The organism is Streptomyces tsukubensis (assembly GCF_003932715.1).
Classification (GTDB): domain Bacteria; phylum Actinomycetota; class Actinomycetes; order Streptomycetales; family Streptomycetaceae; genus Streptomyces; species Streptomyces tsukubensis.
In genome coordinates this window covers 657232-681982 of sequence record NZ_CP020700.1, presented here as the reverse complement: position 1 = coordinate 681982, position 24751 = coordinate 657232, and the positions used below count along the sequence as shown (strand labels likewise).

2 protein-coding genes and 1 pseudogene are annotated in these 24751 nt (G+C 72.7%); all 3 read right to left on the bottom strand.

What is annotated here, in order from left to right; genetic code table 11:
* Positions 1-60 precede the first annotated feature (60 nt).
* Positions 61-19095 (bottom strand): annotated as a pseudogene (gene fkbA, locus B7R87_RS01770) (tacrolimus type I polyketide synthase FkbA); the annotation flags it as partial.
* Between the two features lie 41 nt (positions 19096-19136).
* The gene (locus B7R87_RS01765) at positions 19137-23735 is read right to left on the bottom strand and encodes a non-ribosomal peptide synthetase (RefSeq protein WP_006350823.1); all 4599 of its coding nucleotides are present in this window, start codon (positions 23733-23735) and stop codon (positions 19137-19139) included.
* Positions 23732-24724 (bottom strand): FkbO/Hyg5 family chorismatase, encoded by a 993-nt coding sequence (locus B7R87_RS01760; protein WP_006350824.1) that lies wholly within the window; start codon positions 24722-24724, stop codon positions 23732-23734. Before B7R87_RS01760 ends, B7R87_RS01765 begins: the two co-directional genes overlap by 4 nt.
* Positions 24725-24751 lie beyond the last annotated feature (27 nt).

Sequence of the window (24751 nt, the reverse complement as noted above, 5' to 3'; positions counted from 1 at the left end):
GAGCACGGTGGGCGGGTCGTCGTCCGCGCCGTCGCCGAGCCGGTCCTCCAGATAGGCGGTGAGGGCGGCCGGGGTGTCGTGGTCGAACAGCACGGACGTCGGCAGGTCGAGACCGGTTGCGGAGGTGAGCCGGTTGCGCAGGCGCTGCACCGCCAGCGAGTCGAAGCCGAGTGCGAAGAACGTCGAGTCCGTGTCGACGTCGGCGGGGTCGGTGACGCCGAGCAGCGCCGCGGTACTCCGCCGGACGATCTCGGCGATGCCGAGGTCCCCCGCTTCGGGCTCCTCGCCCCACCCGGTGTCCGGGGAGGCCGTCGGCGTACTCCTGCCCGGGCCGGATGCCAGCCAGTAGTGGCGGTGCTGGAACGGGTAGACGGGGAGGTCCACCGGGCGTCCGCCGTCCAGCACCACGGCCAGGTCCACCGGGGCTCCGTGTACGTGCAGTTCGGCGGCGGCGGTCAGCGCCGCGGTCTCCTCGCCCGCCCGGGCACGCAGCACCGAGTGGTAGGTCCCGGCGTCCCCGCCGGTGTTCTCCGACGCGGCCGAAGCGAGAGCCCCGGACGGTCCGACGGCCACGAACATGTTCACACCGCGGTCCGCGAGCTCCAGGACGGCGTCCGCGAAGAGCACCGGCCGGCGCGCATGGCGCAGCCAGTGTTCCGGGGTCGCGAGGTCGTCCGCCGCCTCACGGCCCGTCGTCGTGGACACCACCGGCAGCTGTGCCGCGCCGAACGGGATGGATTCGAGGACGGTACGGAAGTCGTCGAGGGCGCCGTCGACATGCCGCGAGTGGAACGCGTGCCCGACGTCCAGCCGTTTCGCGCGCCGCCCGGCCGCCGCCCACTCCCGTTCGAACGCGGCCACGTCGTCCGGTGAGCCCGTGAGGACCACGCCGGTGGGGCCGTTGACCGCGGCGACGTCCAGATCGGTGGAGCCGGTGAAGGCACCGACCTCCGCGAGGCTGCCGTCGACCGCGGTCATGGCCCCCGGCGGCAGGGCCTGCAGGGCCCGGCCACGGGCCACGATCAGCCTGGTGGCGTCCGTGAGCGTGAGCACCCCCGCCGCATGGGCCGCGGTGACTTCCCCGACGGAGTGCCCGACGACGACGTCCGGGCGCACACCCCAGTGGTCCAGGAGCCGCAGCAGTGCCACTTCGAGGGTGAACAGCCCGGCCTGCGCGTACAGGGTGTCGTTGGCGAGCTCACCGTGCGCACCGTGGAAGACGTCCGTCGGGGAGTGTTCCAGCTGCCCGGCGAAGGCGTCGGACACCTCGTCCCAGGCGGCGGCGAAGACGGGGAAACTCCGGTGCAGCTCGCGCCCCATGCCCGTGCGCTGGGTGCCCTGGCCGTCGAAGAGGAAGGCGATGCGGCGGTCCCGGGCGGTCCCGGTGACGGCTCCGGGCGCGTCGACGCCGTCCGCGATGCCGTCCAGCACGGTACGGAACCCGTCGGTGTCGGTGGCGACGGCCGCGGCGCGGTACGGCAACCGGGCGCGGCTGGTGGCCAGCGCGTATCCGATGTCCAGCGGGTCCGCTGCCGGGACCGCCGCCAGATGGTCGCGGAGCCGGGCGGCCTGCGCCCGCAGCGCGGCCGGCGACCGTGCGGACAGCACCCACGGCACCGGCCGGGGCTCCGCACGGGCCGGCCGGGGTCCGGCGGGCGCCGGACGGTGCTGTTCGAGTACGAGGTGCGCGTTCGTCCCGCTGAGCCCGAACGCGGAGACGGCCGCCCGCCGCGGGCTCTCGTCATCCGGCCAGGGCCGGTTCTCGGTGAGCAGGGCCACCCGCCCCGTGGTCCAGTCGACGGCGGGCGAGGGCTCGTCCGCGTGCAGCGTCCGCGGCATGGTGCCCGCCCCGATCGCCTGCACCATCTTGATGACGCTCGCGACCCCGGCCGCGGCCGTCGCATGCCCGATGTTCGACTTCAGCGAGCCGAGGCGGACCGGGTCCCGGCGGTTCTGTCCGTACGTCGCGAGCAGGGCGTCCGCCTCGACCGGATCGCCCAGCCGGGTGCCGGTCCCGTGTCCCTCGACGACGTCCACATCGGCGGCGGTCAGACCGGCCGCGGCCAGCGCCTTGCGGATGACCCGCTGCTGGGAGAGGCCGTTCGGAGCGGTGAGCCCGTTGGAGGCGCCGTCGGACGTGACGGCGCTGCCGCGGACGACGGCGAGCACGGCGTGCCCGAGCCGCTCGGCGTCCGACAGCCGTTCGAGGACCAGTACGCCCACTCCCTCGGCCCACGTCGTACCGTCCGCACCCGAGCCGAACGATTTGCAGCGCCCGTCCGCCGCCAGACCGCGCTGGCGGGAGAACTCGATGAAAGCGGCCGGCGAGCTGAGTACGGAGACGCCGCCCGCGAGTGCCAGCTCGCATTCGCCCAGGCGCAGTCCCTGACAGGCCAGATGCAGGGCGACCAGCGACGACGAGCACGCCGTGTCGACGGTGACGGCCGGTCCCTCCAGCCCGAGGACGTAGGCGATCCGCCCGGACAGCAGACTCGTGGAGCTGCCGGTGACCGCATTGCCCTCGGTGTACTGGGGGTGCCCGGGGCTCTCGGGGTGCTCGGCACCGAGGCCGTAGCCCTGCGCGGCCGCGCCGACGTAGACACCGACCTCCCGGCCGTGCAGCGACGCGGGGTCGATCCGGCCGCGCTCGACGGCCTCCCACGCGGTCTCCAGCAGCAGGCGCTGCTGCGGGTCCATGCCCAGCGCCTCCCGTGGGCTGATGCCGAAGAACGCCGCGTCGAACTCCGCCGCCCCGTCCAGGAAGCCGCCCCGCAGGTTGTACGCCTTGCCCACCGCGTCGGGGTCCGCGTCGTACAGCGCGTCGAGATCCCATCCGCGGTCGCCGGGCGGCACGGTGATCGCATCGGTGCCGGACTCGACGAGCCGCCACAGATCCTCGGGTGATGCCACGCCACCGGGCAGACGGCAGGCCATCGCCACGATCGCGATCGGCTCGTCCCGGTCCCGGTCCCGGTCCCGGTCCCGGTCCCGTACGGCCGGGGCGGGCACGGAGTCCGCCGCGGACCGGGTGGCGGGAGCGCCGAGCAGTTCCAGCAGATGCCCGGCGAGCGCCTGCGCCGTCGGATGGCTGAACACCACCGTGGTCGGCAGCCGCAGCCCCGTCTCGGCCGCGAGCCGGTTGCGCAGGTCGACCGCGGTCAGCGAATCGAAACCGAGTTCACGGAACGGCCGGTCCACCGCGACCTGCTCGTCCGGGCCGTAGGCCAGCACCGCGGCCGCCTGGCGGAGCACGATGTCCTGCATCACGCGCCGCTGTTCGGTGACGGTGCGCCCGGTGAGACGTACCGCCAGCGGCTCGTCCCCGGTGTTCCGGGCGACCCCGCGCACCGGCCCGGACCGATGGGCCACCAGGCTGCGGAGCAGCGGCGCGACCGGCCCGTCGAGCCGTGCGGTGTCGACCGTCGTGGCGACGACCACCGGCTCCGGGGTACGCGCCGCCGAGTCCAGCAGCCGCATGCCGTCCGCAGCGCTGAGCGGCGGGAACCCGGCGCGCCGGATGCGTTCACGGTCCGCGGCGGTGAGCTTCGACGTCAGCGCGCTGACGTCCGCCCACATACCCCAGGCGAGAGACTGCGCGGGCAGACCCATGGCGTGCCGGTGCTCCGCGAGCGCGTCCAGGAACGCGTTCGCCGCGACGTAGTTGCCCTGGCCAGGGCTCCCCATGACCCCGGCGACCGCGGAGTAGAGGACGAATGCGGCGAGGTCGGTGTTGCGGGTGTGGTGGTGGAGGTGCCAGGCGGCGTCGGCTTTGGGCTGGAGGACGGTGTGGATGCGGGTGGGTGTGAGGTGGTCGATGAGGGTGTCGTCGAGGGTGGCCGCGGTGTGGAAGATGCCGGTGAGGGGTTGGGGTATCTGGTGGAGGGCTTGGGTGAGTTGGTGGGGGTCGGTGAGGTCGCAGGGGATGTGGGTGCCGGGGGTGGTGGGGGGTGGTGGTGTTCGGGAGAGGAGGTAGGTGTGGGGGTGGTTGAGGTGGCGGGCGAGGATTCCGGCGAGGGTGCCGGAGCCGCCGGTGATGACGATCGCGCCGTCGGGGTCGAGCGGCCGCGGCACCGTGAGCACCAGCTTGCCCGTATGCCGTCCGCTGCTCATCCAGCCGAACGCCTCCCGCGCCCGCCGGATGTCGTGAACGGTCACGGGGAGGGGGTGGAGGGTGCCTTGGGTGAAGAGGTCGAGGAGTCGGGTGATGATCTGCTGGAGGTGGTCGGGTCCGGCGTCCATGAGGTCGAAGGGCTGCTGGATGTCGTGGCGGAGGTCGGTTTTGCCCATCTCGATGAAGCGGCCGCCGGGTGCGAGGAGGGCGACGGAGGCGTCGAGGAGTTCGCCGGTGAGCGCGTTGAGTACGACGTCGACGGGGGGGAAGGTGGTGGCGAACGCGGTGCTGCGGGAGTCGGCGGTGTGCGGGCCGTCGAGGTCCAGGAGGTGCCGTTTCGCCGTGGAGGCGGTGGCGTAGACCTCGGCGCCCAGATGCCGGGCGATCTGGACGGCTGCCGCGCCCACACCGGTGGCCGCCGCGTGGATCAGGACCTTCTCACCGGGCCGCAGCCCCGCCAGATCCACCAGGCCGTACCACGCCGTCGCGAAGGCGGTCAGGACGGATGCGCCGGTCCCGTACGTCCAGCCGTCGGGCATCCGGCCCAGCAGCCGCCGGTCGGTGATCGCGACCGGCCCGAAGGCGCCCGCGAGCATCCCCATGACCCGGTCGCCGGGTACCAGGTCGTGCACCCCGGGGCCGGTCTCCAGGACGACCCCGGCGGCTTCACTGCCGAGCGGCCGTTCATCGGAGATCACGCCCAGCGCCACCGTGACGTCACGGAAGTTCAGGCCCGCGGCCCGTACCGCGATCCGCACCTCTCCGGCCGCGAGCGGCCGGTCCGGTTCTTCGGTGGCAACGACGGCGAGGTCGTCGAGCGACCCGGTGGCGGACCGGCGCAGCTGCCACGATCCGGTCTCGGGAAGGGTCAGGGCCGGTGCGGCCCGCATGAGCCGGGCTGCCTCGTAGCGGTCGCCGCGCAGGCGCAGCCGCGGCTCGCCGAGCGCCGCGATCGTGGCGCACCGTGCAGGGTCCAGGACCTCCCCGGGATCCGTTTCGACGAGGAAGAAGCGGCCGGGCCGCTCGTTCTGCGCGGTGCGTACGAGGCCCGCCGCCGCCATCGCGGCGAGGCCGCCGGTGACTTGGACGATCAGGGTGCGCTCGGCCCGGAGGAGGGTGTCGAGCACACGAGTGGTGAGGTCCCGGGTCTCCTGGAGCGGGTCGGCGTCGTTGCTGTGCAGCGTCAGCACATCCGCGTCGCACGGGACGACGTCGGCCGGTACGGGCACGGTGCTCCAGCCGACGCGGAGCACCGGATCGGGGGGTGCGAGGCCCGCCGGGGGCCGGGTGACCAGCGCGTCGATGGACACGACGGATCGGTTGCCGCTGTCCGCGGCGTGCAGCCGGAGGCCGTCGGGGCCGGGTGTGATCGCGACCCGCAGCGAGGTCGCCCCGGTCGCATGGAAGCGGACGCCGTGCCAGGAGAACGGGAGTTGCACACCCTGCGCGCCGTCGGATTCGAGCATCAGGAGGCTGCCGCTCTGCAGGGCGGCGTCGAGCAGGGCCGGATGGACACCGAAGCGTTCCGCGTCGGCGGTACGGTCCTCGGGGAGCGCCACCTCGGCGTACACGGTGTCGCCGTCGCGCCAGGCCGCCCGCAGCCCGCGGAAAGCGGGGCCGAACCGGTAGCCCAGCGCGGTGAGCCGCGGATAGAACTCCCCGATGTCGACGGCGGTGGTACCGGTCGGCGGCCATTGCGGGAACGCGTCCGGGGCGGTGGTGCCGCTGGTGGTGAGGGTTCCGGTGGCGTGGCGGGTCCAGGTGCCGGTTCCTTCGGGGCGTGCGTGGACGGTCACGGGGCGGCGTCCGGCCTCGTCGGGCCGGTCGACGGTGACGGTGAGGTCGACGGCTCCGGTGACGGGCAGGGCGAGCGGTGTTTCGATGATCAGCTCGTCGATGGTGTCGCAGCCGGTCTCGTCACCGGCGCGGATCACCAGCTCCAGGAACGCGGTACCCGGGAGAAGTACCGTGTCGTGGACGGCGTGGTCGGCCAGCCAGGGATGGGTGCGCAGGGAGATCCGGCCGGTGAGCGCGGTGCCGTCGTTCGTCGGCAGCGCGGTGGTCGCGGCCAGCATGGAGTGCGCGGTGGCGGTGAGTCCGAGGGCGCCGAGATCGGTGGGGCCGGCCGCTTCTATCCAGTAGCGCTTGTGGTCGAAGGGGTAGGTGGGGAGGTCGAGGAGTCGTTCCGGGGTGGGCGGGACGATGGTGGTCCAGTCGACGGCTGCGCCGTGGACCCAGGCTTCGGCCAGGGCGGTGGTGAACCGGTCTCCGCCGCCGTCGTCGGTGCGGAGTGAGGCGACGGTACGTTGCTGGTCGATGGCGGGCAGCAGCACGGGATGCGCACTGCACTCGACGAACAGGGAGCCGTCGAGTTCTGTGATGGCGGTGTCCAGGGCTACTGGTTGACGGAGGTTGCGGTACCAGTAGCCGCCGTCGACCGGTCCGGTGACCCAGCCGCTGTCGACGGTGGACCACCAGGGGATGCTGGGGGTCCGGGCCGCAATACCGGTTAATGCTTCGGCCAGTTCGTTCTCGATGGCCTCGACGTGGGGGGTGTGGGAGGCGTAGTCGACCGCGATCCGCCGAACCCGTACCCCCGCAGTTTCGTACCGGGCCAGAACCCCCTCCACGGCCTGCGCATCTCCCGCGATCACGGTCGACGACGGTCCGTTACGGGCCGCGATCCACACCCCCTCCACCGTCTCGATGTCGGCGGCGGGGAGTGCGACCGATGCCATCACCCCCCGCCCCGCCAGCCGGGCACCGATCACCCGGCTCCGCAAAGCCACCACCCGCGCCCCGTCCTCCAGGCTCAGCGCACCCGCCACACACGCCGCAGCAATCTCCCCCTGCGAATGACCCACCACCACATCCGGCACCACACCATGCGCCCCCCACAGCGCAGCCAGACTCACCGCCACCGCCCACGACAACGGCTGCACCACCTCCACCCGCCCCAGCAACTCCGGCGACCCCAGAGCCTCCTCCCACGACCAGTCCACATGAGGTGCCAGCGCCGCCGCACACTCACCCATCCGCGCCGCAAAGACAGGTGACACTTCGGCGAGTTCGCGGCCCATTCCCACCCACTGCGACCCCTGCCCCGGGAACACGAACACCGTCCGCAACCCCTCACCCGCCACACCCCTCACCACACCATCCCCCAGCAACACCGCCCGATGACCGAACACCGCACGCCCCCGCACCAACCCATCCGCCACCACACCCACATCACACCCACCCCCCACCAACCCACCCACCCGCTCTACCAACACACCCACACCCACACCCGAACGAGCCGACACCGGCAACGGCACCAAACCACCGGACTCGGGCTCAGCGGCAGAGACCGAAACCTCCGGCGCACTCTCCAAAATCACATGCGCATTCGTCCCGCTGATGCCGAGTGACGACACGCCTGCCCGGCGCGGACGGTCCGACTCGGGCCACGGCCTGGCCTCCGTCAGCACCTCCACCGACCCCGCCGACCAGTCCACATGCGACGACGGCTCACCGACGTGCAACGTCCTCGGCAGCACCCCGTACCGCATCGCCATCACCATCTTGATGACACCCGCGATGCCCGCCGCGGTCTGGGTGTGGCCGATGTTCGACTTGACCGAACCGAGGTAGAGAGGTGTCTCGCGGTCCTGCCCGTACGTCGCGATGATGGCCTGTGCCTCGATGGGGTCGCCCAGGGGCGTACCCGTGCCGTGCGCCTCGACCACGTCGACGTCGGCGGCGGCGAGCCCCGCCCGGTCGAGTGCCCTGCGGATGACGGCCTGCTGGGACGGGCCGTTGGGCGCGGAGATGCCGTTGGAGGCACCGTCCTGGTTGACGGCTGAGGAGCGCAGGAGCGCGAGGACGGTGTGTCCGTTGCGCCGGGCGTCGGAGAGCCGCTCCACGATGACGACACCGGCGCCTTCCGAGAAGCTGGTGCCGTCGGCGGTGTCCGCGAACGCCTTGGCCCGGCCGTCGGGTGCGAGTCCGCGCTGGCGGCAGAATTCGACGTATCCCAGCGGTGTGGGCATGACCGTGACCCCGCCGGCCAGCGCCAGGGAACAGTCCCCGGCCCGGAGCGACTGTGCGGCCTGGTGGAGCGCGACCAGTGACGACGAGCACGCCGTGTCGACGGTGACGGCCGGTCCTTCCATGCCGAAGAAGTAGGAGATACGACCGGAGAGCACGCTGTTCTGGGTGGCCGTGGCGCCGAAGCCGCCCAGGTCGACGCCTGCGCCGTACCCGTGGGAGAACGCGCCCATGAACACGCCGGTGTCGCTGCCCCGCAGTGCGCCCGGGACGATGCCCGCGTGCTCGAACGCCTCCCAGGCCGTTTCGAGGATGACACGCTGCTGCGGGTCCATGGCCCATGCCTCGCGCGGGCTGATCCCGAAGAACGCGGCATCGAAGTCCGCGGCCTCGGGGAGGAAGCCGCCGTGCCGGACGTACGTCTTGCCGGGCGCGTCCGGGTCCGGGTCGAACAGTGACTCGATGTCCCAGCCGCGGTCGGCGGGGAACTCGGTGATCGCGTCCGTGCCGGACTCGACGAGCCGCCACAGGCCCTCGGGCGAGGAGACGCCGCCGGGCAGACGACAGGCCATGCCGACGATCGCGAGGGGTTCGTCGTGGTGGGCCTGTGCGGTTCGTACGGGCAACGGCGCGTCCGTGCCGAACAGATCGGCGCGGAGCTTCGTGGCCAGCACCCGCGGTGTCGGATGGTCGAACACCATCGTGGAGCTCAGCCGGAGCCCGGTCGCCTCCGCGAGCCGGTTCCGCAGCTCGATGGCGGTGAGCGAGTCGATGCCGAGATCCTTGAACGCCCTGGTCGGTCCGATGTCCGAGGCGTCGGCATGGCCGAGCACGGTCGCGGTGGCGTCCGACACCAGAGTGAGCAGGGCCGTCTCACGGTCGGCGTCGGGCAGGTCCGCGAGCCGCTGGGTGAACGTCTGCCCGGGCCGGGCGGTACGGCGCGCGCCTCGGCGCAGACCGCTCAGGATCGGCGGTACGTCACCGGATGCCAGCTGCGCCGGGTCCATCGGGGCCGCCAGCACGAAATCCTTGCCGGAGGCGACAGCCGCGTCGTAGAGGTCCATGCCTTCTTCGTCCGAGATGGGCAGGAAGCCGCTGCGGCGGATGCGCTGTCGGTCGGTGTGGGTGAGTTGGGTGGTGAGGTTGGTGGTGGTTTGCCACATGCCCCAGGCGATGGTGGTGGCGGGTTGTCCTTGGTGGTGGCGGTGGGTGGCGAGGGCGTCGAGGAAGGCGTTGGCGGCGGCGTAGTTGGCTTGTCCGGGGCTGCCGAGGGTGGCGGCTGCTGAGGAGTAGAGGATGAAGTGGGTGAGGGGGTGGTGTTGGGTTTGTTGGTGGAGGTGCCAGGCGGTGTGGGCTTTGGTTTGGAGGGTGGTGGTGAGGTGGTGGGGGGTGAGGTTGTGGAGGGTGGCGTCGTTGAGGGTGGCTGCGGTGTGGTAGATGGCGGTGAGGGGTTGGGGTATGTGGGTGAGGGCTTGGGTGAGTTGGTGGGGGTCGGTGAGGTCGCAGGGGATGTGGGTGCCGGGGGTGGTGGGGGGTGGTGGTGTTCGGGAGAGGAGGTAGGTGTGGGGGTGGTTGAGGTGGCGGGCGAGGATTCCGGCGAGGGTGCCGGAGCCGCCGGTGATGAGGATGGCGTGGTGGGGGTTGAGGGGTGGTGTGGGGGTGGGGGTGTGGTGGAGGGGGGTGAGGTGGGGTGTGTGGAGGGTGTGGTGGGTGAGTCGGAGGTGGGGTTGGTTGAGGGTGGTGATCTGGTGGAGGGGGAGGGGTGTGTGGGGGTGGGTGGTTTCGATGATGTGGATGCGGTTTGGGTGTTCGTTCTGGGCGGTTTTGGTGAGTCCGGTGGCTGCGGCGCCTGCGGGGTCGGTGGTGGTGTGGACGATGAGGGTGTGGTGGGTGGTGGTGAGGTGGTGTTGGAGGGCGGTGAGGGTGCGGGTGGTGCGGGCTTGGGTGAGGGCGGGCATATCGGTGAGGTCGGTGAGGTCGTCCGGCTCGTCGGGGTGTGCGGCGGTGATGAGGGTGTAGCCGTCGGGCAGGGTCCCGTCGTAGACGGCTTCCGCCACCGGCACCCACTCCAACCCGAACAGGCCGTTCGCATCGCCCGCCGATGCGACCTCGCCCAAGGTCACCGAGGCCGCGCTGAGTACCGGCAGACCGGCACCGTCGAAGGCGGCGAGTTCCACGGCACCGCCCGTACGGCGGGTGAGACGGGCACGCAGCACGGTGGCGTCCGACGCGTGCACCGCGAGATCGCGCCAGGCGGTCGGCCGGCGGCCGCCGCCGACGGCCGAGAAGACCGCGTCGAGCAGATCGGGGTGGACCACGAAGCCGGTCGAGCCGGTCGAGTCGGCTGATCCGGCCTCTCCGGTCGATCCGGTCGATCCGTCTAGTTCCGCCTCGACGAACACCTCGTCCCCGCGCCGCCACGCCCCGGGCGACCCGTCGGCGGGCACCGCGCCCGGCGGGGGCCACGAGGTGTCGAAGGCATCGGGCACGGGTACGCCGCCGGGGCGGAGCACACCCTCGGCGTGCAGCGTCCACGGGCCGCCGCCGACACGGGTGTGCACCGTGAACGGGAGCTTGCCGTCCGCCCCGGGCTCACCGACCCAGAGCTGCACGGTGGCCCGGCCCCCGGCGGATCCGCCGGGCAGGCTGGTGATGTCGAGACGTTCGACCGTGGCGCAGTCGGCCGCGTCCGCGGCGGCCAGGGCCAGTTCGGCGAGGAACACCGCGCGGTCCCCGTCCGCCGGGACGGTGCCCGTGAACACCCGGCCGGGCGACCCGGCGAGGGCGACTCCGGTGCCGAGGACGGGGTGGCCCGCTTCGGCCGTGGCCGCGGGCGCCGATGCGATCCAGTAGGCGCGTCGCTGGAAGGCGTACCCCGGAACGTCCGGGTCGTGACGCGGGTCACCGCCCAGGATCAGGGGCCAGTCGAGCGTCGCGCCCCGCGTGTGGAGGCGGGCGAGCGCTGTGTACAGCGCCTGCACCTCGTTCGCCGTGCCGTTCTGCAGGGCGATGCCGTCGACCAACGGTGAGAGATCCTGCCCGGGGCCGATCTCGACGAACACCGCATCGGGATACCGCTGCGCGTGCTCATGGAACAGCACCGGCTTACGGACCTGCTCGGCCCAGTACTCGGCGGTGGTCGGGTCGTTGGGGACGGCGACGCGGGGCCTGCCGTAGCCGAGCTGCCGGGTGGTCGCGAGCAGCTCGGCGGCCACCGGCTCCATATGCGCGGAGTGTCCCGCGTGCGGCGCGGGCAGCCGGTGGTGGATGCCGAGCCCCTGCGCGACATCGAGCACCGCGTCCTCGTCGCCGGAGAGCACGACGGAGTGGGGGCCGTTGACCGCGGCGATCTCCACGCCCGGCCGGAGTGCCCGCCGCGCCTCCTCCTCACTGCTCAGCACGGTGACCATGGCACCGGGCGGCGGCAGCGTGTGCATCAGGCGGGCACGGGTCGTGACCAGGGTGCACGCGTCGTCGAGCGACAGGATCCCGGCCGCGTGGGCGGCGGTGATCTCCCCGAGGGAGTGGCCGATCACCGCGTGCGGGGCGATGCCCCAGGACTCCAGCAGGGAGGTGAACGCCGCCTGGTGGGCGAAGAGCGTGTGCTGGCTTCGCGTGGGGTCGTGGGGATCGGGGTCACCGAGCCGGTGGAGCGCGTCCCGCCACGCCCCGGCGAAGGCGGGGAAGGCGGCGGCGAGGTGCTCGCCCATCGACGGATGCTGGGTGCCCTGGCCGGAGTAGACGAAGACCAGCTCCCCGGCTTCCTCCGCCGGGGGAGCGGTGACGACGGAGTCACCGAGCAGCACGGCACGGTGGGCGAAGTGCGTCCGCCGGGCCAGTGTCTGCGCCACCGCCGCCCGGTCGATGTCCGGAGCGGAGCCGAGATAGGCGCGCAGGCGCGCGATCTGCTCGTCGAGTGCCTCCGCGGACCGCGCCGACACCAGCAGCGGCAGCCCCTCGGCCGGTGTCGGTGTCGGTACCGGTGCCGCCGGGGGCGGTGCAGGGTCCGGCCCGGCCTCCAGGACGATATGGGCGTTCGTGCCGCTCACCCCGAACGACGAGACGGCGGCACGGCGCGGACGGCCGGTCCGCGGCCACGGCCGGGCCGACGTCAGCAGCTCGACGGCGCCGGACGCCCAGTCGACATGCGGCGACGGCTCGTCCGCGTGGAGCGTCGGCGGCAGCTCCCCGTACCGGATCGCCTGCACCATCTTGATGATCCCGGCCACACCGGACGCGGCCTGCGCATGCCCGATGTTCGACTTCAGCGAGCCGAGCAGCAGGGGCTCCGCCCGGTCCTGCCCGTACGCCGCGAGCAGCGCGGTCGCCTCGATGGGGTCGCCGAGGCGGGTGCCGGTGCCATGGGCCTCGACCGCGTCGACGTCCGCCGGTTCGAGCCGCGCGTTCGCGAGGGCCTGCCGGATGACCCGCTCCTGCGACGGCCCGTTGGGCGCCGACAGACCGTTCGAGGCGCCGTCGGAGTTGACCGCGGAGCCGCGGACGACCGCGAGGACGGTACGCCCGTGGCGTTCCGCGTCGGACAGCCGCTCCACGACCAGGACACCGGCGCCCTCGGCGAAGCTCGTACCGTCCGCGCCCGCGCCGAACGCCTTCGCCCGCCCGTCCGGTGCGAGACCGCGCTGCCGGGAGAACTCGACGAAGCCGCTGGGGGACGCCATCACCGTGACGCCGCCGACCAGCGCCAGGGAACACTCCCCGGTACGCAGGGACTGACCGGCCTGGTGGAGCGCGACCAGCGACGACGAGCAGGCGGTGTCGACGGTGACCGACGGCCCCTCCAGACCGTAGAAGTAGGAGAGCCGTCCGGAGAGCACGCTCGTCTGCGAGCCCGTCGCGCCGAAGCCGTTGGTATCCGCACCCGTGCCGTAGCCGTAGGAGAACGCGCCGATGAAGACGCCGGTGTCGCTGCCCCGGGCCGAGTCCGGGGTCAGTCCGGCACTTTCGAACGCCTCCCAGGACGTCTCCAGGAGGACCCGCTGCTGCGGATCCATGGCCAGGGCCTCGCGCGGACTGATGCCGAAGAACGCCGCGTCGAAGCCGGTCGCACTGCCGAGGAAGCCGCCGTGCCGGACGAACGTCTTGCCGACGGCGTCGGGGTCGGGGTCGTAGAGGGCGTCGATGTCCCAGTCGCGGTCCGTGGGGAACTCGCTGATGGCGTCGGTGCCGGACACGACGAGCCGCCACAGCTCCTCCGGCGAGGTGACCCCGCCCGGCAGACGGCAGGCCATGCCCACGATCGCCAGTGGTTCGTCGTGCGCCACGTCCGTGGCCGCGCTGGGGGCCGTGACGGCCGCGCGGACCCCGGTCAGCTCGTCACCGAGCTTCGCCGCGAGCGCCCGGGGCGTCGGGAAGTCGAAGACCGCCGTGGCGTTGAGGCGTACACCGGTCGCCGTGGTGAGCCCGTTGCGGAGCTGGACCGCGGTCAGCGAGTCGATGCCGAGCTCCTTGAACGTCGACCCCGGCGGAATCCCTTCGGTACCCAGATGGCCGAGCACGGTGGCCGTACAGTCCCGGACGAGCGCGAGGAGTGCATCCGCGCGCTCGCCGTCCGGCAGCGCGGCGAGCCGGTCGGCGAGGGAGCGCTCCCGGACGGCGGCACGCCGCACGGTCGTACGCCGGAGCCCCCGCAGCAGCGGTACGTCCGGCGCCTCGTCGAGTTCGGCAGCTGCCACCACGGGACTCCCGCTGCGCCCCGCCGCCTCGTACAGACGCATGCCCCGTCGCGCGCTGATCGTACGGAATCCGCTCCGCCGCATCCGGTCCCGGTCCGCCTCACCGAGCCCGGCGGTGAGCGCGCTCGTGTCCTCCCAGAGTCCCCAGGCGATGGACAGCGCGGGCAGGCCCGCCGCGTGGCGCTGTTCGGCGAGCGCGTCGAGGAAGGCGTTGGCCGCGGCGTAGTTGCCCTGGCCCGCGTTGCCGAGCACCCCGGCGGCCGACGAGTAGAGCACGAACGCCGCGAGGTCCTGGTCCTTGGTGAGTTCGTGCAGATGCCAGGCGCCGTCGGCCTTCGGGCGCAGGACGGTGTCGAAGTGCTCGCGCGTGAGCGAAGGGACGGTGGCGTCGTCCAGCGCGCCCGCCGTGTGCACCACGGCGGTGATCGGCCGGTCGATCCGCCCCAGTGCCGTCGCCAGTTGCTGCCGGTCGCCGACGTCGCACGGCAGATAGGTGCCGGGTGTTCCCTCCGGCGGCGCCGTCCGGGACAGCAGATAGACGTGCCGCCCGCCGAGGTGACGGGCCAGGATGCCGGCGAGGGTGCCCGAACCGCCGGTGATGACGACCGCGCCGTCCGGGTCGAGCGGCCGGGGGAGCGTGAGGACGTTCTTGCCGATGTGGCGGGCTCGGCTCATCCGGTCGAGCGCGGTCCGAGCCTGCCGGACGTCCCAGGCGCGGACCGGCAGCGGACCGAGCGCGCCCGCCTCGAACAGCCCGAGGAGTTCGCCCAGGATCTCGCCGATGCGGTCGGTGCCCGCGTCGAGGAGGTCGAACGGCAGATAGGCGGGCGTGACGGTGTCCGGATCGCGCAGCTCGGCGCGGCCCATCTCGACGAACCGGCCGTCCGTGTCCAGGAGTTCGAGTGAAGCGTCGATGAACTCGCCGGTCAGGGAGTTGAGGACGACGTCCATCCGCGGGAAGACGGTCCGGAACGCCGTCGTCCGTGAGTCGGCGATATGCGTGCCGGGCAGCCCGGCGGCGCGCAGCACATGATGCTTCCCGGTACCGGCGGTGGCATAGACCTCGGCGCCGAGGTGCCGGGCGATCTGCGTGGCGGCCATGCCGACACCGCCGGTGGCCGCGTGCACGAGGACCTTCTCGCCCGCGCGCAGCCCCGCGAGGTCGACCAGGCCGTACCAGGCGGTCGCGAACACCACCGGGACGGATGCCGCCGTGGTGAAGCTCCACCCGTCGGGTATCCGCGCCAGCCAGCGCCGGTCCGTGACGGCGGTCGGGCCGATACCGCCCCGGGTCAGGCCGAAGACCCGGTCACCGGGGGAGAGGTCGGTCACGCCGGGCCCGGTGTCCACGACGACGCCCGCGGCCTCACCGCCCATGGCGGTCGCCCCCTCGTACGTCCCCAGCGCGATCAGGACGTCCCGGAAGTTCAGGCCCGCGGCCCGGACGTCGATGCGGACCTCGCCGGCTTCGAGTGCGCGGCGGGGCCCGTCGTCGGCGGTCAGCGTGACGTCGTGCAGGACTCCGGAGGCGGAGCGGGTGAGCAGCCAGTCGCCGTCCGGCAGGGGCAGCGGGCCGTGCACCGGGTCGGACATCCGTACCAGCCGCCGTGCGTAGAGCACACCGTCCCGGACGGCCAGCTGCGTTTCGTCCAGTGCGGCGCACGCGGCGAGGAGGTCCGCAGGAGTGTCCGGGGGCGCCTCGACGAGGACGATCCGCCCGGGGTTCTCCGCCTGTGCCGAGCGGACCAGGCCCGCCGCGGCGGCCGCCGCCGGGCCGGTGCCGGTCCGGACGACGAGGGTCATCTCGTCGGTGGTGGACAGCCGGCGCCGCAGGGCGTCGAGGACGCGGCCCGTCAGCTCCCTCACCGCCACGGTCGGGTCGTCGTCGACGGGGTCCGCAGCGAAAATCTCCACGCGCGGATCGTCCGCGGAAGGTACGGGCATCGGCAGCTCGGTCCAGACCGGGCGCAGCAGGTCGTCGCCGGGGCCGGATCCACCGGTGTACGGGCGCGACACCACCGACCCGACGACGGCCACGGGCTTTCCGTCCTCGCCGGTCATGCGTACGGTGCTGCGATCACCGTCGCGGCCGACGGTGACGCGTGCCCGTGTGGCCCCGGACGCATGGATGCGGACGTCCTGGAACGAGAACGGCAGCCGGGCCGTCGCCCCGGGCGTGTCGAGCGCGTACAGCGCACCGGCCTGGAACGCGGCGTCGAACAGCGCGGGGTGCAGGGTGAACCGGGCGGCGTCCGCCGCCTGATCGTCGGGGAGCGCGACCTCGGCGTGGAGGGTGTCGCCGTCACGCCACGCCGCCCGCAGCCCCTGGAACGGCGGCCCGTATGCGTATCCGATGCTCCCGAACCGCTCGTAGACGTCGTCCACGTCGACCGGCAGGGCCCCGGCGGGCGGCCAGGGCGCCGGGTCCGCCACCGCGGTCGCTGCGGTCCCGGTGGGTGCCTTGCCGAGGAAGCCGGTGGCGTGGTGGGTCCACGGGCCGGCACCGTCGGCGCGCGCGTGGACGGTCACCGCGCGGCGCCCCGCCTCGTCGGGCTCGGCCACCTCGACGGAGATCGCGACGGAGCCGCTCTCCGGCAGCACGAGCGGGGTCTCGACCACCAGTTCGTGGAGAAGATCGCATCCGGCCTCGTCACCGGCGCGCACCGCGAGTTCGAGGAACGCCGCACCGGGCAGGAGCACGGCCCCGTTGACGGCGTGCCCGCCGAGCCACGGATGGGAGGCCAGGGAGATCCGTCCGGTCAGGACGTTTCCGCCGGTGCCGGGGAGCGCGACCGCGGCACCGAGCAGCGGGTGCGCGACCTGTTCCTGCCCCGCGCCGGTCACATCCGCCCGGGCGGTGGCCCGCAGCCAGTAGTCCTGGTGCTGGAACGGGTACGGGGGCAGCGCGACGGGTGCGCGGTCACTGCCGAGTACGGTCGTCCAGTCGACCGCGACCCCACGGGTGTACAGACGCGCGAGGGCGGTGTGGAGCGCCGCGGTCTCGTCGGGCGTCCCCGTCTGGGTGGGAATGCCGTCGATGATCGGGGAGAGGTCCTGGTTGGGCCCGATCTCCAGGAACGTGGCGCCGGGGAACTGTTCGGTGTGCTCCTGGAAGCGCACCGGGTTGCGGACTTGGCGCGCCCAGTACTCGGCCGTGGTGGGGCCCGAGGGGACGGTGATGCGGGGCTGGTGGTACGTCAGCCCCCGGGCGGCTTCGAGCAGCGGCGCGACGAGCGGATCCATCCGGGCGGAGTGCCCGGCGTGGCGCGTCGGCAGCCGGTGGTGGATGCCGAGCCGCTGGGCGACGTCGAGTACGGCTTCTTCGTCGCCGGAGAGCACGACGGAGTGGGGGCCGTTGACGGCGGCGATCTCCACTCCGGGGCGCAGCGCCCGGCGCGCCTCCTCCTCGCCTGTGAGGACGGTGACCATCGCGCCGCCCTCCGGGAGTTCGTCCATGAGGCGGCTGCGGACGGTCAGGAGCGTGCACGCGTCGCGCAGCGGCAGGATTCCGGCCGTGTACGCGGCGGTGATCTCACCGAGGGAGTGGCCGATGACCGCGTGCGGAGTGATGCCCCAGGACCGCAGCAGTGCGGTGAGGGCAACCTGGTGGGCGAAGTGCCTGGCCGGACCCGGCTCCGGGTCGAGGTGACCGAGCGCCTCGCGCCGTGCGTCCGCGAAGACCGGGTAGGCGGCCGCCAGCCGGTTGCCGGTGTCCGGGTGCAGGGTGCTCTGTCCCGAGTAGACGTAGACGACCGGCCCGAGGGTGGCGTTCGGGTCCGCGGTGACGACCGTGTCGCCGAGCAGTACGGCACGGTGTTCGAAGGAGGTGCGCCGGGCCAGGGTCTGCGCGACGGCCACGCGGTCCGTGCGCGGATGGTCGTGGAGGAACGCGCGTACCCGGGTGATCTGCCGGTCGAGCGCCTCGGGGGTCCGGGCGGAGACGACCAGGGGCACGGCGTAGGCGTCGGGCGGGGTCTCGGATTCCGGCTGGGGGCGGCTTTCGAGGATGACGTGGGCGTTGGTGCCGCTGACGCCGAAGGAGGAGACACCGGCGCGGTGGGGCCCCGCAGCCGTGGGCCAGGGCCGGGCTTCGGTGAGGAGTTCGATGCCTCCCGCCGTCCAGTCGACGTGGGTGGACGGTGTGTCGACGTGCAGGGTGCGGGGCAGGGTGCCGTGGTGCATGGCGAGGATCATTTTGATGATGCCCGCGACGCCCGCGGCGGCCTGGGTGTGGCCGATGTTGGACTTCAGGGAGCCGAGGAGGAGCGGTGTGGTGCGGCTCTGTCCGTAGGTGGCGAGCAGTGCGGTCGCTTCGATGGGGTCCCCGAGGCGGGTGCCGGTGCCGTGCGCTTCCACGGCGTGGATGTCGGCGGTGGTGAGTCCCGCGTTGGCGAGGGCTTGCCGGATGACGCGTTCCTGGGAGGGTCCGTTGGGTGCGGAGAGTCCGTTGGAGGCGCCGTCCTGGTTGACGGCGGAGCCGCGTACGACCGCGAGGACGCGGTGGCCGTGGCGTTCGGCGTCGGAAAGCCGCTCCACCACCAGGACACCGGAGCCTTCGGCGAAGGTGGTGCCGTCCGCGGCGTCCGCGAAGGCCTTGCACCGGCCGTCCGGCGCCAGACCGCCCTGCTCGGAGAAGTCCGCGAAGCCCGCCGCGGACGCCAGTACCGTGACGCCGCCGACCAGTGCCAGGGAGCATTCCCCGGTACGCAGCGACTGACCGGCCTGGTGCAGGGCGACCAGCGACGACGAGCACGCCGTATCGACCGTGACCGCCGGGCCCTCCAGTCCGTAGAAATAGGCGAGGCGGCCGGAGAGGACGCTCGTATGGATGCTGGTGGTGCCGTACCCGTCGAAGTCGGCGCCGATTCCGTACCCCTGGAAGAACGCTCCCAGGAACACCCCGGTATCGCTGCCGTTCAGCGCATGGGGGTCGATGCCCGCGTGTTCGAGCGCCTCCCACGACGTTTCCAGGACGATCCGCTGCTGCGGGTCCATCGCGAGGGCCTCGCGCGGGCTGATCCCGAAGAACGCGGCATCGAATCCGGCCGCACCGGTGAGGAATCCGCCGCGACCGCCTTCGGACGTCTCCCAGCCGCGGTCGGTGGGATGCGCGCCGATGCCGTCGCCGCCGGAGTCGAGCAGCCGCCACAGATCGTCCGGCGATGCCACCCCGCCCGGCAGCCGGCACGCCATACCGACGATCGCCAGGGGCTCGCTGTGCGCGGCGAGTTCCCTCCGGGCCTTCTGCAGTTCCGCGGTGGTCCAGCGCAGGTACTCGACCGTTTTGTCCTGTTCGGGCACGGCTACTCGCTTCCCACGGGGCCGGTGACGGGTACGGTGAGGTCGCCTGCGGCGGCACGGAGTGTCGACTCCACCCGGGTGAGCAGGTCGGTGACGGCCGCGCGGTCGAGCAGCGCGGCGTCGTGGACGACCGCGCCCGACACGGTGCGGCCGTCGTCGAAGAGGTTGACCGACAGTTCGCCGTTGATGTCGTCGACGCTCTCGGCGACGACGGGAAACGGCTCGGTGCGCAGTCCGGGCAGCCGGAGCTCCGTACTGAGTGCGCTGATGAGCTGGAACGACAGTGGGGCCGGCGGCAGCGCGGGATCGGCCGCGCGCATCGCCGAGTAGGGCACCGACTGATGGGTGTGGGCGCCGGTCATCGCGGTCCCGACCCGCCGCAGGACTTCGGGGTACGACGCTGTGCCGCCGTTGCCGTCACCGACGTCGACACGGAGTGCGAGGACCTTCGCGAAGAAGCCGATGAGATGCTCGGTCCCGGCCTGGCCCCGGTCCGCGAAGGGTGTGGTGACGAGCAGGTCGTCGGTGCCCGCGGCCTCCGCCACGACCAGGGCGAAGGCGCCGAGCACGGTCTCCTGCAGTGTCGAGTTCCGGGCGCCGGAGATCCGGCGCGCCGCCGCGACCGTGGTGTCGTCGAGGGTCCAGAGGAAGGCCCGCCCGTCCGGCGCGGCCGTCGTACCGCGGGGGCGGATCGTGGGCAGCTCCGGCGCCCGGGCCCCTTCCAACTGCCGTCTCCAGTAGCTGCGGTCGTTGTCCCGCGCTGCGACGACCTCGGGTGTCCGCTCCCACCGGGCGACATCCGTATAGGACACCGGCAGTTCGGGCGATGCCCCCGACAGCTCCCGGACCAGGAGGTCGAACGACCAGCCGTCACCGGCGAGGTGGTGCAGCATCAGCAGCAGTACGTGGTCCTCGGTACCCAGCGGGAGGAGCACGGCGCGCAGCAGCGGCCCGTTCACCAGGTCGAACGGCCGGGTCAGTTCCGCGCGGGCAACCCGGACCGCGTCAGGGACGCCGCCCGGCACCGGCTCGACCACCTCGGCACGTACCTCGGCAGGCGGATGGACGATCTGCGTCCGGCCGTGGAACCCGGTCCGCAACGGCTCGTGCCGGGCCGTGATCCGGGTCAGTGCCGCGTTGAGGGCGGGGTGGTCGAGCGGCCCGTACAGCCGGAACCCGTACGGGGCGACCGTGTAGGACGGCGCGGCGAGCAGCGAACCGTGCGAGTGCAGCATCTGCTCCTGCGCCGCGGTGACGGGTGCGGGCCCCGCACCGGGGAAGGACAGGACCGGGGGCGGTACGGCGGCGGGTCCCGCCGTGTCCACCGCGCGGGCGAGGGCAGCGGGCGTCCGTCCGTCGAAGAGCGTCCGCAGTGCGATGTCGACGCCGAACTCGGCACGGATCCGGGAAACGAGCCGGGTGGCGAGCAGCGAATGCCCGCCCAGCATGAAGAAGTCGTCGTCGGCACCGACGCGGGGGACGTCCAGCACGTCCTGGAAGATGCGGCACACCACCCGTTCGGCGACGGTACGGGGAGCGGCCTGCCGGTCCGACCCCCGGGCGGGCTCCGGGTCGGGCAGTGCCCGCCGGTCCACCTTTCCGCTCGTGGTCCGGGGCAGCGCGGCCACCGTGACGACGGAGGACGGTACGAGATAGGCGGGCAGCCGGGCGGCCAGGCCGTCGCGCAGCGATGCGGCGAAACCGTCGCCGTACGGTCCGCCCGCCGGTACGACGTACGCCGCCAGGAACTTCTCGCCCCGCGGATCCTCCCGTACGGACACGGCCGCGTCCGCGACACGGGGGTCGTCGGCGAGCGCGTTCTCGATCTCACCCGGCTCGATGCGAATGCCGCGGATCTTGACCTGGTCGTCGATCCGGCCGAGGAAGTCGAGGTCGCCGGAGGGCGCCCGGCGCGCCAGATCGCCCGTGAGGTACAGGCGTTCCTCGCCGGTGGCGCCGCCCGGGACCCACCGCTCGGCGGTCAGTCCCGGGCGGGCCAGATATCCGCGGGCGAGGCCGATGCCCGCAACGCAGAGCTGGCCCGGCATCCCGTCCGGAACCGGCCGCAGCGCGTCGTCGAGGAGATGGATCCGGGTGTTGTCGATGGGTGGGCCGATCGGTGCGGCGGCCGGCCAGGTGCCGGGGTCGGAGGGCAGCGTGTACGCGGTGATGAGCTGGCTCTCGGCCGGACCGTAGTGGTTGTGGACGCGCAACCGGGGCCGGTGGCGGCAGAGCTCGCGCAGCCGAGTGTCGAGGACCAGTGCCTCGCCGCCCTGGCAGAGGTGCCGCAGGGCGGAGAGCTGATCGCTGTGCGGGTCGACGTGACCGACGAGGGCGCGCAGGACCGCTGTCGGCGCGTAGATGCGGGTGATCGCCTGCTCGTCCATCCACCGTGCGAGCCCCGGCGGGTCGAGCCGGACCTCGTCCGGCGGGATGACGAGTGTCCCGCCGAGCAGCGCGGAGAAGATCTCCTGCACCGAGTAGTCGAAGGTGCTGGTCACGAACTGCACGGTCCGGCTGGCCGGTTCGCGGCCCATCGTCCGCTCCTGCCACAGCAGCAGGTTGACGGCGCTGACGCCCGGCATGAGCACGGCCTTGGGTTTCCCGGTCGACCCCGAGGTGTAGATCGCGTAGGCGAGGCTGTCCCGGTCGAGCACGATGCGCGGTGCCGTGTCGGGCTGCCGGGCCAGCTGCGGGTCGTCGGGCGTCACCACGTGCGGGACGCCGGGGAAGCGGGGGCGATAGGCGCTGTCCGTCACCACCGTGGTCAGCCGCGCGTCCTCCAGGACGAACGCCGTCCGCTCCGCCGGGTGTTCGGGGTCGAGCGGTACGTACGCGGCACCTGCCTTGAGGATCCCCACGATGCCGACGACCAGATCGACGCCGCGGTCGGCACAGATCCCCACCAGGTCGCCGGTGGCGGTGCCGCGGGCCCGGAGCAGCTGCGCCAGACGGTTCGCGCGCCGGTCCAGCTCCGCATAGGTGAGTGAGGTCCGAGGATCCGTGACGGCTACGGCGTCGGGGGTCCGTGCGGCGTACCGTGCCAGCAGCTCCGGCAGTGTCTCGACGGGCAGCGCCCGCGCCGTGTCGTTCGAGGGGACCACCGGAGCCGGCGCCGTCCCGGCGTCGCCCGCAGGCAGACCGGACAGCCGTACGTCCGGGTCGGCCGTGACGGCCCGCAGCACGGCCGTGAACTCGTCGAGCAACCCCGTGATCCGGGGTTCGTCGAACAGCGCACGGCTGTACAGCAGCTCTCCGGCGAGGGTCCCCCCGGCCTCCTCGTAGACATGGAATTCCAGATCGAAGCGGGTGAACCAGCGCCCGGCGGAGAAGGGCTCGGCGGTCACACCGGGCAGCGCGGCCGTCGTCGTATCGCGTCTGAGGACCTGCAGCAGTACCTGGACGACCGGATTGACCGACAGATCGCGATCCGGTGCGACGACCTCGATGAGGTTCTCGAACGGAAGGTCGGCGTGGGCGAACGCGTCCGTGGCCATGGCCCGGCAGCGGCCGAGGAGCTCCCGGAACGTGGGATCGCCGGAGAGGTCACCGCGCAGCGCGAGCGTGTTGACGAACATGCCGATGAGGCCTTCGAGCGCCGCCCGGGTGCGGTTGGCGACGGGCGTGCCCACCACCACGTCCAGCGTGCCCGCATGCCGGGCGAGCACGATCTGGAACGCCGAGAGCAGCGTCATGAACACCGTCGTACCGGCGTCGTGCCCCAGCCGGAGCACCGCGGAGGTCAGCGCGTCGGGCGGCCGCCACTCGACCATGCCCGCGTCCGGGGCGGCGACGGCAGGACGGGGCCGGTCGGACGGCAGACGGAGCACCGGCGGGGCGTCCTGGAGCCGGTGGCGCCAGTGGGCCAGGCGCTCTTCGAGCCCGGCGCCGGTGAGCTCCGATCGTTCCCAGGCGGCGAAGTCTGCGTACTGCAGGGACAGCGGCGGCAGGACGGCGGGCCGGGACGTGTCCCGGAGAGCCGAGTAGTGGGCTGCGAGTTCGAGCTGCAGAATCCCGAACGACCAGCCGTCACAGGCGATGTGGTGCACGACCACCGCCAGCACGTGCCGGCCGTCGTCCACCCGGATCAGCAGGGCCCTGATCAGCGGCCCGGTGGAGAGATCGAACGGCGCGGCGATCTCGTCGCGTACGAGCCGGGCCGCGTCCCGGTCGTCGGCTGCCCGGGACCGGCGCAGGATCCGGGGCGACGGCGGCAGCACCCGCTGGACGGGTTCGCCGTCCGCGGCGTCGAACACGGTCCGCAGCGCCTCGTGCCGCGCCACGACGAGCGCGAGGGCCCGCTCCAGGAGCGCCGCGTCGAGCGGACCGCTCAGCCGCAGCACCAGCGGAAGATTGTAGGCATTGCTGTCCGGATCCAGTTCCTGCAGAAACCAGATACGCCGCTGCGAAAACGAGGTGAGGAGTGGCTCGGAGCGGTTGGCGGTACCGATTTCCCGATGCCGGTTTCCCCGGTTTCCCTGGTCTTTCCGGCTTCCCTGATTTTCCCGGGATTCCCGGGTTTCCCCGTTTCCCTGACTTCCCCGATTCTTTGTGGAACCGCCGAGACGGAGCGTCCCCGGCCTCTTGCCGTCCGGTGTCACGACACCACTCCTTCGATCTCCACGAGCAGGTCGCCACGGGCGATGTCGGTGTGCAGAAACGCGACGGTCGCGGTGCTCGCCAAGCGGGCGGCGCAGACCCGGCGGACCGCGGGGAGGTCCGCGCGGCGCCGGACGTAGACCTTGAGGTGATCGACGTCGGTGAGGGCGTAACCCCGCCGGACACCGTGCCGGTGCAGGTTCTCGGCGGCCACGACCCGGGCGATGTTGTCCAGGGCGACCTCGCACTGACCGGTCACATCACCGTGGTGCGTGGTCTCGTGCCCGAGGATTCCGGCCGTCGCGGACACGAACAGCCGGCCGTCGCCCGGCGGGCCCAGCCAGGTGGCCCGTGCGAAGACCGGGGGGCGCGGGCCGTACGCCGTGGGGTAGTGGTGTGCCGTGAGGACGGCAGGGTTCTCGATGTTGATCCGGGTTCCGCCGCGGGCGGCGAGGAACACGCAGGTGATACCACCCCCGTGCGTGCCGATGCCGGTGGCCGCGGGCAGGCCGGCCGGGTCGATCCCGCCCGCGTCCAGCGCCTGCGCACGGCCCACGCAGAAGTCCCGGTACACCTCCAGCCCGTCCGCGTTCGCCGCGTTGATCCCACTGATGTAGTTCCACGTCCGGGCGAGCAGCGGATGTCCCAGGGACCGGGTCAGCCCGAAGACCCGCGTGTAGAGCGCCGCGACGGCATCGGCGTACCCCCGGCTCTCGGGGACGCGGCCGACACCGAACAGGTACTCGTCGGTGCGGGCCCATGCGATGCCTCCGTCCCGGCCGGACTCGACGGGCGGCTGCGCGCGCCACACCTCGGCGAACGCCTCCTCCTCGAAGGTCGTGGTGTGCACCGCGGCACGCGGGACACCGTCCGTGAGCGACACCTCGGCATGACCGGTGCCGTGCTCGATGACGCCGAGCACGGTCTCGTCCCCTTCGAGGTCCGACGGCACGAGCTTCTCGAAGCGGCAGTACGGTGCCGCGACAGGCACAGACAAAGCCTCATCCCTCCCTGCCGT